Source organism: Pseudomonas arvensis, from assembly GCF_056688935.1.
The window spans coordinates 2082898-2096558 of record NZ_CP162038.1; the positions used below are offsets into that span (position 1 = coordinate 2082898).

Annotated in this window: 12 protein-coding genes; 3 read left to right on the forward strand and 9 right to left on the reverse strand. The window is 57.0% G+C overall.

Annotated elements, in window-relative coordinates; genetic code table 11:
• Positions 1–31: 31 nt before the first annotated feature.
• Positions 32–1006, forward strand: a complete 975-nt coding sequence (gene hemB, locus AB3G88_RS09670) for a porphobilinogen synthase (protein ID WP_112194491.1) — start codon at positions 32–34, stop codon at positions 1004–1006.
• A gap of 58 nt (positions 1007–1064) precedes the next feature.
• Here the strand turns inward: hemB and AB3G88_RS09675 are convergent, their stop codons facing one another.
• The 5 genes from AB3G88_RS09675 to AB3G88_RS09695 form a co-directional block, all read right to left on the reverse strand.
• Positions 1065–1478, reverse strand: a complete 414-nt coding sequence (locus AB3G88_RS09675) for a hypothetical protein (protein ID WP_480453812.1) — start codon at positions 1476–1478, stop codon at positions 1065–1067.
• A gap of 149 nt (positions 1479–1627) precedes the next feature.
• Entirely contained in the window at positions 1628–1990 is a 363-nt protein-coding gene (locus AB3G88_RS09680; protein WP_480453814.1) for a hypothetical protein, read from the reverse strand.
• Between the two features lie 341 nt (positions 1991–2331).
• Entirely contained in the window at positions 2332–2730 is a 399-nt protein-coding gene (locus tag AB3G88_RS09685; protein WP_400528072.1) for a hypothetical protein, read from the reverse strand.
• Positions 2731–2864: 134 nt separating this feature from the next.
• Positions 2865–3251 (reverse strand): hypothetical protein, encoded by a 387-nt coding sequence (locus tag AB3G88_RS09690; protein ID WP_400528071.1) that lies wholly within the window; start codon positions 3249–3251, stop codon positions 2865–2867.
• Positions 3248–8047, reverse strand: coding sequence for an RHS repeat-associated core domain-containing protein (locus AB3G88_RS09695; RefSeq protein WP_480453818.1), 4800 nt, complete (start codon positions 8045–8047; stop codon positions 3248–3250). The genes AB3G88_RS09690 and AB3G88_RS09695 overlap by 4 nt, the downstream gene beginning before the upstream one ends.
• Before the next feature lie 428 nt (positions 8048–8475).
• On the opposite strand from AB3G88_RS09695, the gene AB3G88_RS09700 reads away from it, so the two are divergent.
• A complete protein-coding gene (locus tag AB3G88_RS09700; RefSeq protein WP_112194501.1) occupies positions 8476–9561 on the forward strand; it encodes a DUF1615 domain-containing protein in 1086 nt (361 codons plus the stop codon).
• Here AB3G88_RS09700 and AB3G88_RS09705 read toward each other — a convergent pair whose 3' ends face one another.
• Entirely contained in the window at positions 9562–10356 is a 795-nt protein-coding gene (locus AB3G88_RS09705; RefSeq protein ID WP_158876505.1) for a DUF4349 domain-containing protein, read from the reverse strand.
• A gap of 155 nt (positions 10357–10511) precedes the next feature.
• Here AB3G88_RS09705 and AB3G88_RS09710 point away from each other — a divergent pair, with 155 nt between their 5' ends.
• Positions 10512–10928 (forward strand): PaaI family thioesterase, encoded by a 417-nt coding sequence (locus tag AB3G88_RS09710; protein WP_480453820.1) that lies wholly within the window; start codon positions 10512–10514, stop codon positions 10926–10928.
• 104 nt (positions 10929–11032) lie between these two features.
• On the opposite strand, the gene AB3G88_RS09715 is transcribed toward AB3G88_RS09710, so the two are convergent.
• The 3 genes from AB3G88_RS09715 to AB3G88_RS09725 are packed head-to-tail and all read right to left on the reverse strand — an operon-like array spanning position 11033 to position 13620.
• On the reverse strand, positions 11033–12214 hold the full coding sequence (locus tag AB3G88_RS09715) for an acetyl-CoA C-acetyltransferase (RefSeq protein WP_480453822.1): 1182 nt from the start codon (positions 12212–12214) through the stop codon (positions 11033–11035).
• 11 nt (positions 12215–12225) lie between these two features.
• Positions 12226–12885, reverse strand: coding sequence for a CoA transferase subunit B (locus AB3G88_RS09720; RefSeq protein ID WP_099585096.1), 660 nt, complete (start codon positions 12883–12885; stop codon positions 12226–12228).
• Positions 12886–12921: 36 nt separating this feature from the next.
• The gene (locus AB3G88_RS09725) at positions 12922–13620 is read right to left on the reverse strand and encodes a CoA transferase subunit A (RefSeq protein WP_017530493.1); all 699 of its coding nucleotides are present in this window, start codon (positions 13618–13620) and stop codon (positions 12922–12924) included.
• Between the last annotated feature and the right edge of the window lie 41 nt (positions 13621–13661).

Consider the following 13661-nt stretch of genomic DNA (forward strand, 5'->3'; position numbering starts at 1 on the left):
CCAAAGTTTGAGTCTTTATGTCAGGAAAACCATGACCAGCCAGTTCCCCCAAGCCCGCCCACGCCGCCTGCGCCGCTCTCCGGAGCTGCGTGGTTTGTTCCAAGAAACCGAGTTCACCCTCAACGATCTGGTGCTGCCGATCTTCGTCGAAGAAGAAATCGACGACTTCGTGCCGATCACCAGCATGCCGGGTGTGCAACGCATCCCCGAGAAGAAGCTCGCCGCCGAGATCGAGCGTTATGCCCGTGCCGGTATCAAGTCGGTGATGACCTTCGGCGTGTCTCATCACTTGGATGCCAACGGTAGCGACACCTGGAAAGAACGCGGCCTGGTCTCGCGCATGTCCTCGATCATCAAGGACGCCGTGCCGGAAATGATCGTGATGTCCGACACTTGCTTCTGCGAATACACCGACCACGGCCACTGCGGCGTGATGCACGGCGCCCACGTCGACAACGACGCGACCCTGGTCAACCTAGGCAAACAAGCCGTGGCCGCTGCCCGCGCCGGCGCCGACGTGATCGCCCCGTCGGCCGCCATGGACGGCCAGGTCCAAGCCATCCGCCGCGCCCTGGATGACGCCGGTTTCACCCATATCCCGATCATGGCCTACTCCACCAAATTCGCCTCGGCCCTCTACGGCCCCTTCCGCGAGGCCGGCGGCAGCGCCCTCAAAGGCGACCGCAAAAGCTACCAGATGAACCCCATGAACCGCCGCGAAGCCGTGCGTGAATCGCTGCTCGACGAACAGGAAGGCGCGGATGCACTCATGGTCAAACCGGCCGGTGCCTACCTCGACATCATCCGCGACATCCGCGAAGCCTCACGCCTGCCGGTGGCGGCGTACCAGGTGAGCGGTGAATACGCGATGATCAAGTTTGGCGCCCAGGCGGGGGCGATTGATGAAGATCGAGTGGTGCGCGAGACGTTGGGGTCGATCAAGCGAGCGGGGGCGGATTTGATTTTTACTTACTTTGCGATGGATTTGGCGTTGGCGGGGATTTAAGGACATCGTTTCTCCCCTGTGGTGAACTGGCTTATCACAGGGGATGGGCAATCATGAATCAGTTAAATTTTTCGTAATCTTGAGCACCTAATGACGCCAACCATTTCCTGAAGAAATCTATTTGTTCCTGTAGGTCGTTTGTTAGATTCTCCTCTTCGTAGTCAAACAAATGGACTATGTCGTCGTTGGTAGCTTGCTGACCTAAAGTCATTTCGTATGCGACGAGTCCTGCGCTCATCTGAGAAGCCATTCTTGACGGTTTAACGTTTATTTTTGCCCCTTTGCATAAAAAGGTTATATGCGGGAAGTCTGCCCGGATTTTCGCGAAGCAAATATATAGGTCATGCCCTTCATAAACCTTTTCAAAATTCTCGGCCTCTGAAAATGTCATCGTGAGCTTCGTTGGGTCATATTTGATGGTGACCTGCTTGTGTTCTTTGTTGATTATTGCATTTATATTTTTAGTTTTCATTTTATTTCCTGTTGAGGTTTGGTATGGAGTATCCGACGTAAGTTCCATCAGATTTTACTGGGGTTGCGCCTAATATATCTTCGGTGTCGATTTTGTTATGGATAGCGCACTCTCCATCTTCAATAAAAAGTGAGTAAGATTTTAAGGTCTTAGGTTTTGGCGTCGCTCAACTCAAGTCTATAGAGCTTGAGGCAGTCTAAAAGAACTTTTATGAAGCGTCTTTTGTCAAGGATTTCATCTTCAAAATAAGTATCGAAAAGATGAAAAACAGATTCAAAGCTTTCGTCAGTTGATAGGTAGTGTTCAATTGTTTCTATAAACCACTTCTGTTCATCTTCTCGATATGAAAGAAATTCCGGTTTGGTTAAAGTATGAAAAAGCTCAGAGAGTTCGCTTTCATCATTAATATTTTTTGAGGAGATTATTTCCTCTCTCTCTAAGTTTTTAGTGTTTTCTATGCAGTAAGTGAATAGCAGGCCTCGCAATATTGGTAGGCTTGGTTTTTTCCCCACTATTCAAACTCCGCGTACGCAGTGATTGGTTTTTCGTCTCTGTTGCCGTTAGTAGGGTTCTTAGCTGTTTTTACTCGTTCAAGTTGAGATCCTAATGATGTTCGAACTCCGTGTTTTCCAAGACGTGTGCGTCCGGAATTAATTTTTCCAAATCTGATAGACGTCGGTGGATATTTGACTCTGCAATCTCGTCAATCCTTGCCTGTCGCTCCGCACGTGTCAGTTGCGGTGACGCCGGTTCTCCGTGATCAACGCTTTGCGTTTTGATGGCGCGGTTATTCCTGGTTTGTATCCATCCCCACCCGGACACGAGCTTATAAGTATGAAATTTAATTCCGTTCTCACCAGGCTGACTGGTCTTCAAGGCTGGCTTTTTGGAGATCATCTTTCCAGACCTCATTAGCTAGGCGGTAAATGTCGGCGAAGAAACCTCGAGGGTCGGCTATTTCAGTTTCGTTCCAAGCCATAGTTCTGTATTCGTCGTAATCGCTTTCGAACTCTTTCGAAAAGTCAAAATCGGATCTGTTTAGTGTATCCCTGAGTGCAGATATTAGTGCGAAGCGATGCCTATATGAGAGATACATAAGGTCCTTTAGGATAAAGGTAATTATGATGGTTTCTCTATCCTTTTCATTGTTGGGGTTGTACTTCCGAAGTTTTTTTCCAGCTGTATTTTCAAGGTCGTATATCGATAGGGCTCCTAATAAGTGAGAAATATTTGGGGTGTAAGGAGTATTCATGAATGGACATTTCAGCATTGTGTGCTCACTTAGGGAAAACGGTAGTACGCGTTGATCCCACCCGCCAACTTCACCGGGTTCGCATCTGTCTGAGGGAGCTGCTTCGGAGCCCAACGCAGGTTGAGCTGGGGTTATTAATCTTGAATTGATTCGGACCAGCGTTGGCAGAAATCACGTTGTTGCTGAATGTCGTTGGTGAGGTTGCGCTCCTCGTAAGCAAAAATATGTACGAATTCGCCTTCTGGGTTGCCCATAGTCAGTTCGTAGGCAATAAGGCCATTCGACATATGTGAGGACATTCCAGATGTGTGAACATTGATTTTTGATCCTTTGCACAAAAAACTAATATTTTTCAACTCGGCTCTCAATAAGCCAAAGCTTTCGAACAGGTCTGGTGCTGTATAGGTTTTTCGTTCGCCATTATTAAAAAGCAGACTAAGTGTTGGCTTTCCCGCTTCGTATTCGACTACTGCGCTGTCACGTATGCCGTTATGGATAATGGTTATTTCACGTGACTTCACGGGTATTCTCTCTTGGGGTTCAATATTGTGTATCCCTTGAAGGAGCCGTCTTCGTTGACCGGTGAGGCTCCTAAAATGTCTTTAGAATCTATACGTCCAGGTATAGCGATTTCTACTTCATTCTTGTGCTTTGATCGTATGCCTAGCTCCTTATTCACGTCTCTTCCTTGGATTCTTCTGAGTGTGTATAGAAAACCTTCCTCAAATCCGAAGCCTGACGCAAATACCAAGGCTTGTTTCCTAGATGTTGAGGTAGGAACAAAGTTACTTGGCGGGCTGGCGTTATTTAAAGAATGCAGGAAAAGATTGGTGCTTTCTCCTCTGCTTTCAAACCCTTTTTCAAATATCTCATCCGGTTCTCTCAAATCTCCACGATACAGGTAACTACGTTTTTTATGTGGCGCAGGAGGTAATGGCGACTGAGTATCAAATTTGACCTGTTCGTTTGGGCTATCAGTTTTAGACCATTGTTTACGTTTACACCCGTCCTCAGCCGGACAAGAGCTCAGCCCCAGTGGATCCACCCACCCGGTAGGATTGGGCACGTACTGGTACGCGTTGATCCCGCCCGCCAACTTCACCGGGTCAGGTGTCAGGTAACGACCAACATCTGGATTGTAGTAGCGATGACGGTTGTAGTGCAGCCCGCTTTCTTGATCAAAGTACTGACCCTGGAAGCGCAGCGGGTTGTCGATTTTGCTTTTGTCGAGGCGACTGATCTGGCCGTAGGCGCGGTAGTGCGCGGACCAGACGATTTCGCCGTCTGGGTCGGTGAGTTCCTGTGGCGTGCCGAGGTGGTCGAGTTGGTAGTGGTAGGGCTGGGTTTCGTTTGGGCCGAAGCCTTCCAGTAGTGCCAACGGGCGAAAGCTGTCGGGTTCGTAAAGGTAGCTGCGGTGGCGATCTGCATGGTGCTCGGCAATCAGCTTGTCGCCTTGCCAGAAGAACTCCGTGGTTAAACCGTCGACAGTCTTGCTGATACGCCGTCCAAACGGATCGTAGCGGTAGCTGGCGGTTTGCCCGTTGGGTTGTGTAACGCCGATCAACCGGTGCTGGCAGTCGTAGCGGTATTCGGTGACGAGTTGATGGCCTTTGCCTCTGCGTTCACCGATCAGGTTGCCGAAGGCGTCGTAGTCGTAATGCCGGTCGCCCTGGATCATCAGGCGGTTGCCGGCGACGATGTCGGGGCCGGGGCGGTCTTGCATGAGCAGGTTGCCCGCCGGGTTGTGGCCGAAGCGTTCTTGCAGGTCTTGGGAGTGGTCGGCGCGGGTCAGGCGTTTGAGCGGGTCGTAGTGGTAGTGGTGTTCGCCTTTGCGGGTGTCGTTGAGGCGGGTGAGGTTGCCGGATCTGTCGTAGTCGTAATGGCGCTGGAGCAGGTGGTGTTCTTGCTGTGTTACGGCATGGGCGTGCAGGCGCTGTTGGTCGTCGTAGTGGTAGTGGCTGAGCAGTTGGCCTTGTTGGCGCTGGTGTTCCTGGCCTGCTTTGAATAGATGCGAGGTAAGGGTTTTACCGTTAAGTTCGATGGTGGCGAGATGCCCGCCTTTGGCATGGTTGAACGCCACACGGTTGTTGTCCGGCAGGCGCAGGTGTTGAAGCTGGCCACAGGCGTCATAACCGTAACGCAAGGTGCCCCAGCCTTGGTGTTCGGCGGTGAGGCGATTCTGGGCGTCGTACTCGTAGGCCAGCGCCCAGTGGCCGTCGTCGACGCTGAGGAGATTGCCTTGGCGGTCGTAGGCGTAATCGACCTTGTTGCCATCGGGTAGGGTTTTTCTTACAAGTCGGCCGGCGTGGTCGCGCTGGTAATGGGTAATCAGCTGACTGCCGTCATCGCCGTGTTCAGTTTTTTCCTGCAGGTTGCCGTTGAGGTCATACGCGTAGGCCGTGCGTTGCCCATCAAAACCAACTTCCTGCTGGATCAGGCCGTTGGGGTGGTAAGCCAGCCGGTAGGTCTCGCCAACTTCGTTTTCAATCTCGGTCAGCAGCAGACGCGCGTTGTCGTAGCGGTACTTGACCTGGCTGCCATCAGCATTGATGCGGCGGCTGATCAGGTGCAGGCCGTCCGCGTATTCGTAGCGGGTGACGTGGCCCCGTTCATCGCGTTCGGCGGTGATTTTTCCGTAGGGGTTGTAGCTGTATTCCCTGCACGCACCGCCGGGCAGTACGAGGCGAGTCAGCCGACCGGCTGCATCCCACTGGTATTGGGTCAGCGCGCCTTGTTCATCCTCACGGGCAATCTGGCGGCCCAGGTCGTCGTAGCGATAGCGCTGGATGCCACCATTGGGCAGTTGCTCTTCAAGCAACTGGCCGCGTTCATTCCATACCAGCCGCTGGCAACTGTGATCGGGGTACCACACCCCAATCAGTTGCCCGTATTTGTTGTAGCTGTAGTCGGTGATGTGACCGTCGGGATCGGTCCTACGCGTCACGTCGCCCTGATCGTTGCGCTCGTACTTCCAAACCGCTGAGCCTCGCCTTACAACCCGTACGAAGCCGTTGTCATGCTCGTAGGAAGTGGGCTCATCGTCCCCCGGAAACAACGCCACCAAGCGTCCGGCCTCGTCGTACTGATACGCTGTCACTGCCCCGAGTGGATCCTGCTCGACCGTCAGCCGGCCTTTATCGTCGTAGGATCTAAAATGCTCGGCACCGTCCGGATCAATGCGCTGCACCAGCCGTGCGCGGTCATCGTGGACATACACTTCCTGGCTGCCATCGGCGTTGTGCACCACAACGCTGCCGTCATCCCCCCACACATACCGCGTATCCATCTGCGAAAAACTGGCCCAATGCCGGACACATCGCGCCGCCTTGCCAGACCGTTCCCACGCCCAAAAGAAACTCGCCCCACCGGCCAACCCACGTTCAAGAATCACGTGCTGATCGTCGTAGCGATAAACCTCGCTTTCGCCGACGGCATTGGTCGCTGAGATCAGTCGGCCAATGTCGTCATAGGCGTAGGAAACAACGCTGTGCTCTGTGATCCAGACGTAAGGCTCATGTCCCTTGGCCCGCTGAACCTGGTAGTCCACCGCCACAATGCGGCCCGACTCATAGCGTAAAAACAGCGCACAACCGGCACCGTTATCCAGCCGCTCAATGCGCCCTAAATAGTCCCGGGAAATCCGCAGCCGGTTGTCATACGCATCACTGATCGAGACCAGCACCCCATCGCGAAAGTGATAAAACCGCGACGCCTGCGCCAGCACCAACTCATCCGGCTCCGAGCCCAAGTAGATCGCAGCTTCGGCCAGGCTATTGGTGATTGCAGGTCGAGCAACTGTCGGCAGTGGAAACTCAGTCGAGCGGTTCTCATGATCCGTCCACACCACCGAATCGCCTGACACAACAAGCCGATGCGCCAGCGAATGACTCCAGCCAAACCCCAGCCCGAGATCCACGTCCACCGCACTGGTGCGATACAACCGTGTCCACTCAAACGGCAGAATTCCGACCAACGTGCCATCAGTGAGGGTCAGCAATTCCTCCCCAGTGACCATCGATACAGGACAGCCATTGGTGACGGTCTTATCCGACGCCGCAGCAGCATCCCCCTTCGGATTCGTCGCCACGGCAGGCGCGTCGTCGACATGTTCCTGGCGAACCAACAGCGTCCGCTGTGTCTTGCCGCGAACCGCCGGCACCGCGTTCGAAACCAGATTCTCCCCAGCCTTCAACGGCGCAGCGGGTACCACCTTGATTGGCACAGCCTCACTCTTGAACAACACCGGCTTTAGCGCTTCGGCATGGCCATCCAGTTGAGCGGTGCCAAACTGTTTGGCTATTTGCTCCAGCCACTTGCGTACACGTTGAGACTTGATACTGCCGAGCACTTTCGTGCTCATACGCACCGCCATGCCCATGCCCGCGGTAGCAAGCCCCAGCAGTAGATAGATCAGCACCTCGGCACCGATCTCCCCCAGCATTTCGTTCATGTACGGAGGCGGCAACATCCTCATCCAGCTGACCAGCGCGGCCAGATGGATGAACATCAAGGGCTCATCACTGAGCACCAGCAGGCCCTTGGCGATGGTCTCTGTGCTCAACGCCAGTAACTGTTCAAATTCATCCTGGGTCAGGTATTGCAGCAGCTTTTCGGCGTTGGCCAAGGGGTCGCTCAGCCATTGGCAAAGCTGCTGGAGGTTGTCCCAGAGTGTGTACAGCGCGTCGCCAAAACCACGGGCATAGGCTTGATGCAATGAGAGATAGCGCTTGAGGAAGTCCGCCTCGGAATAGCCCTTCCACAATGGTTCAAACGTTTCGCTCCATTCAGTGCGCAACCACACTTCCAGTGGCGTGATCACCGACCGATAAGATGCGTAGAGCGCCTTGAAATGTTCCTTGGAAACGTTGGGGTAGAAGCTGACCCGATACTGCTGGTTGCGATCACATTCTTTGATTTCAAGAATGCCGCTGGGGCCAATGGTTTTATGAATGGGCTCGCCCAATGGGCCGCCGTTTGGGTCGATGCGCTGCAGCACCACCGGCGTATTGCCAATGGGCACGAAGCGTGAACTTTGAAACATATGCACCAGCGTCAACGTCCCACTGGCTGGACACTGTGCAACGGTCGCACTGGGGAAGAGGGAGCGGTTGATCGGCGCCACCAGCGCCACCTCATCCCCAACCTTGAACACCTGCTCGATATCCAGCGCCGAAAAACTGAAAAAGCTTTCGGCCCAGGCATCGTAGTGATTGAGGCAACTGCGGAAATCACTGAGCACGGACTCGACGTCACGCGTCTTCGAATCCATGGCCGCCAGCACCAGATACCCAATGGCTTGGCTGGTGGCGTTGATCATGAGACAGCCCCGTCAACCAGGGCCTTAACGAAAAGAACCATCTGCAATCCCTCGCACTGTGTATTCAGGCGAGGGACTTTGCAGAGGTTTTCAGGGGGAAGCTGTAGAGCTTATCCGGCGTCCACGTGGGAAGCTTCGACAGCTTTTGTCAGCTTGAAAAAAGCCTTTTGTGACGCGCAAACGCAAGGCCTAATTCCAGCCCTGCAAACGCAGCAGTGAAACACGTGATTCATTGCGAAGACAGACGGTCGCGGTGGGTGACGAGGAAGTTCAGGCTCAGCATGGCATTCAAACGCCTTGTACGAATGGTCGAAGAAAGATCCTGTCATGATCGGCTCGGGCTGGCGAGAGGGCGAGTTGACGAACCCGCGTTAGACTTACCTGTCCATATCCGCAACGCTCGGCCCATTGTTCTTCAAGGAAGCCCCATGTCCCCACGCCGCCTGATCCTGTGCCTCATCCCCTTGCTGGTGCTGGCCGGTTGCTCCACCTCACGCGGCCCGCAGCAACCGGAGCGCAGCGAGGCCGAGGTGAAGGCGCAGATTGTGCGTCTGCTCCCGGCCAAGGTGGCGGATCGCAATGGTTGGGCTCAGGATATCTACACGGCTTTCGACACCCAGAAAATCTACCCCAGCACCGAGAATATCTGCGCTGTGCTGGCGGTGACGGAGCAGGAGTCGACCTATCAGGTCGACCCGCCCGTGCCCAATATGGGCAAGATCGCCCAGGACGAGATCCTGCGCCGCGCTGGCAAGGTGCATGTGCCGGCCTTCGTGGTGCGCAGCGCGCTGCAATTGAGGTCGCCCACCGGCAAGTCCTACGCCGATCGGTTGAATGCTGCCCGCACCGAGAAAGACCTCAGCGGCATCTTCGATGACTTCATCAGCATGGTGCCCTTGGGCAATACACTGTTTGGCGGCTTCAACCCGGTGCACACCGCTGGCCCCATGCAGGTCAGCATCGACTTTGCACAGAAACAGGCGCGGGGTTATCCCTACACGGTGGATGGCACGATTCGTCGGGAGGTCTTCACCCGCCGTGGCGGTATGTACTTTGGCATCGCCCATTTGCTCGGTTATCCAGTGAATTACGACCAGCCGCTGTACCGCTTTGCCGATTTCAATGCGGGTTGGTATGCGAGCCGCAACGCGGCGTTCCAGGCGGCGGTCAGCCGGGCTTCCGGCACTGAGCTGGCGCTGGACGGGGATTTGATCCGCTATGGCTCACTGCTGCCCGGCACCACTGAGCTGGCAGTGCGCTCCCTGGGCGCCAAGCTGGATATGCGCAACCCCAGCATCCGTAGCCAGTTGGAGCAGGGCGAACAGTTGGATTTTGAGGACACCACGCTCTATAAGCGCGTGTTTGCCCTGGCGGACAAGGCTGCCGGTAAACCGCTGCCCCGGGCGATATTGCCGGGCATTGTGCTCAAGAGCCCGAAGATCACCCGTAACCTCACCACGGCCTGGTTCGCCAAGCGCGTGGATGAGCGCTATCAGCGCTGTATGAAGCGCTGATCAGGGGCGGCGGCGCACAAACCTGCGCCACAGCCACACCCACAACCAGACCACCGGGAACGCCAGGATCACAAAGGGCAGGACGTAGCTGGCGCGTTCCAGGGCGTCAGCCGTGCCTTCCACCATATTCGTGCCCAGGTTGCTGAACATCCGGCTGAAGCGTGACGGTTGGTTCGCGCCGTCCGAAGAGCGGAAGTTGAGGGTGACACGGTTGGTATCCAGGCGGCGCTGCTGGCCGGCGGCAATCTGGGCCAGCGCCTGCAGGTCGTTTTCGATGCCGGCCTGTTCCTTGCTCAAGACGATCAGGTCGCTGACGGTGATGTCCTTGCGCTTGGCCAGTTCATCAAGGCGGTTTTGCTGGGCTTGCAGACGGTCTCGGCGGCGATTCACATCGTCGACAGCATCGGCCAGGTCTTCGGCGGTGGTGATGCGCTGGCCGAGCGTGCCGCCTTCAGCCGCCATGGCGACCATTGGCTCAACACCCGCTGGCGCGATACGCAGGATCATCTCGCCACCGTTACTGTCTTCGGTGATCCCCAGGATATTGCACGTGCCAAACCGCGCCGTTTCACAGGCCTCACGGGTGGCCTGCATCCGTGGTGCGAGTAGGGCGCCGGGCAGGGCCAGGGTCAGCTCATGCTCATAGGCCAATTGGGCGCCGGCCTTGCCTTGCTCCCCATTGACCACCGTGGCGCGGGAGTGATCCTTGGGCGAGCAACCGACCAGGGCCATGCCGGCCAGCAAAATCAACAGAGGCGCGCGAAGCGAGTGAAGGTTGCCGTCCTGATGGCGCATTGCTGTTCCTTGAGGTGTGCGGGGAAATGGGCGGCGATTAAAGCCGGTCTGGCGGATTAACGCAAAGCATCGCGCAAGATTTGTGCGGCTGATGGTGATGGCTAGCGTTTGGAGCGTGGCGTACACGTCAAGCCTGACTCCAAGGAAGACTTGCCATGATTGCTCACGCCGTGCCTGAAGGATTTGTTCCACTGCCTCGCAGCAGCCCATTGCTTGACCTGCTTGGCCCGGCGTATTGCCGGGGTGAAGGCTTGCTACTGGAAGTCGGCCTGCGCGCCGACAATCGCCACGCCAATGGGCGCGGCACGGTGCATGGCGGGGTGTTGGCGACGCTGGCGGATATCGGCATGGGCTATGCGATGGCGTTTTCCAGTGAGCCGCCGTTGCCGCTGATCACTGCGAGCATGACCGTGGATTACCTGGGCGCGGTGCAGGTGGGGGAGTGGATTGTGGTGCGGCTGGAGCATCACAAGCGTGGGCGGCAGATGGCGTTTGGGACGGTGAGTCTGCAGGTGGGAGGCAAAGTTGTGGCGCGGGCGAATGCGGTGTTTGCGGTGCCGCGCTCGGACTGAAAATGCCGATATAAAAGAGATACTCCTATTGGGGCTGCTTCGCAGCCCAGCGCGGGTGTAAGCCCGCTCACCACAGCAAGCCCGCTCACCACAGATCGTCAATATCAGCTGCGTTCGAGAGCGAGGGCTACGCCCTGGCCGCCACCGATGCACAGCGTTGCCAGGCCTTTCTTGGCGTCGCGTTTGATCATTTCATGCAGCAGGGTCACCAGCACACGGCAGCCTGAAGCGCCGATGGGGTGGCCGATGGCGATGGCGCCGCCGTTGACGTTGACTTTTTCAGCGTCCCATTCCAGCTCTTTGCCCACGGCTAATGCTTGAGCAGCAAAGGCTTCGTTGGCTTCGATGAGGTCCAGGTCACTCAGTTTCCAGCCGGCTTTGTCCAGGCAACGGCGGGTGGCCGAGACGGGGCCGATGCCCATGATCGCCGGGTCGACGCCGGCGTTGGCGTAGCTGGCAATACGTGCCAGTACCGGCAAGCCCAGTGCCTTGGCCTTGTCGGCACTCATCAGCAGCACGGCGGCGGCGCCGTCATTGAGGCTGGAGGCGTTGCCGGCGGTGACGCTGCCGTCTTTCTTGAATGCGGGTTTGAGTTTGGCCAGGGATTCGGCGCTGGTGCCGGCACGCGGTTGTTCATCCACGGCGAAGGCGACTGGGTCGCCCTTGCGCTGGGGGATCAGGATCGGCGTGATTTCATCCGCGAAGCGCCCGGTTTCGATGGCCGCGCTGGCTTTTTGCTGGGAGGCGGCAGCGAAGGCGTCCTGGGCTTCACGGCTGATGCCGTACTTGTCCACCAGGTTCTCGGCGGTGATGCCCATGTGGTAGTCGTTGAATGCATCCCACAGCCCGTCGCTGATCATGCTGTCGATCATCTTGGCATGGCCCATGCGCAAACCGGTGCGTGCGGCCGGCAATACGTACGGGGCGAGGCTCATGTTCTCCATGCCGCCGGCGATGATAACGTCTGCGTCGCCGCATCGGATGGCCTGGGCGCCGAGGTGCAAGGCCTTGAGGCCCGAGCCGCAGACCTTGTTCAGGGTCATGGCTGGCACAGCGTGGGGCAGGCCGGCGAGGACCGAGGCCTGGCGCGCGGGGTTCTGGCCCGAGCCAGCGGTAAGCACCTGGCCGAGGATCACTTCATCTACCTGGGCCGGGTCCAGGCCGGTCTGCTCCAGCAGGCGGCGGATCACGGCGGCGCCCAGTTCCGGTGCCGGGATGTTGGCCAGTGAACCTTGAAAGCTGCCCACGGCGGTGCGGGTGGCAGCAACAATCACGACGTCTTGCATGGAATCTGTCCTCACTGGAAGTGCATTTCTGGAACGTGGTCCGGGACGATCAGTTTACCGGCGGTCTTGCTCACAATCTCTTCAACGCTGACGCCAGGTGCGCGTTCCTTGAGGACAAAAGCGCCATTTTCGATCTCCAGGTATGCCAGGTCCGTCAATACACGCTTGATGCAGTTGGCGCCGGTCAGCGGCAGGCTGCATTGGCTGAGCAACTTGGACTCACCGTCCTTGGAAGCATGGGTCATGATCACGATGATGTTTTCCGCGCCGGCCACCAGGTCCATGGCGCCGCCCATGCCTTTGACCAACTTGCCAGGAATCATCCACGAGGCGATGTTGCCGAGTACGTCGACTTCAAACGCACCGAGCACGGTGAGGTCGACGTGGCCGCCACGAATCATCGCGAAGGACTCGGCGGAGGAGAAGATCGAGGCGCCGACGCGTGCGGTGACGGTCTGCTTGCCGGCGTTGATCATGTCGGCATCGATGGTTTCTTCCGTAGGAAACGGGCCCATGCCAAGCAGGCCGTTTTCCGATTGCAGCATCACTTCCATGCCTTCGGGGATGTAGTTGGCCACCAGGGTCGGAATGCCAATGCCGAGGTTTACGTAGAAACCGTCCTGCATTTCGCGGGCGACGCGTTGAGCCATTTGTTCGCGGGTCAGAGCCATGGTTGTGTTCCTCTTATTCTTAGGGCCGCAGGCGGATTATTTGCGCACGGTGCGCTGTTCGATGCGCTTCTCGAACGTGCCGCAGATGATCCGGTCGACGTAGATGCCAGGGGTGTGGATCTGCGCCGGGTCCAGCTCGCCCGGTTCGACGATTTCCTCGACTTCAACCACGGTGATCTTGCCGGCAGTGGCGGCCAGCGGGTTGAAGTTCTGGGCAGTGTGGCGATAGATGACGTTGCCGAAGTGGTCGGCTTTCCAGCCCTTGACGATGGCGAAGTCGCCGGTGATGGACTCTTCCATCAGGTACGGACGGCCGTTGAATTCGCGGGTCTCCTTGCCTTCGGCCACTGGCGTGCCGACGCCGGTGGCGGTGAAGAAGGCCGGGATGCCGGCGCCGCCTGCGCGCATTTTCTCCGCGAGGGTGCCTTGAGGGGTGAGGACCACTTCGATCTCGCCGCTGAGCAGTTGCTTCTCGAACAGCGCGTTTTCACCTACGTAGGAGGCGATCACTTTACTGATCTGCTTTTGCTCCAGCAGCACGCCCAGGCCGAAACCGTCGACGCCGCAGTTGTTGGAAACCACGGTGAGGTCGCGGGTGCCTTTGCGCTTGATCTCATTGATGAGGTTCTCGGGAATACCGCACAGGCCAAAACCGCCGGAGAGCACGGTCATGCCGTCTTCCAGGCCTGCCAGCGCTTCCTCGTAGGACGCCACGCGTTTATCGAAACCTGCCATATGCACCTCTAGTTATTGTGTGTGGGCCAGCCAATGAACCG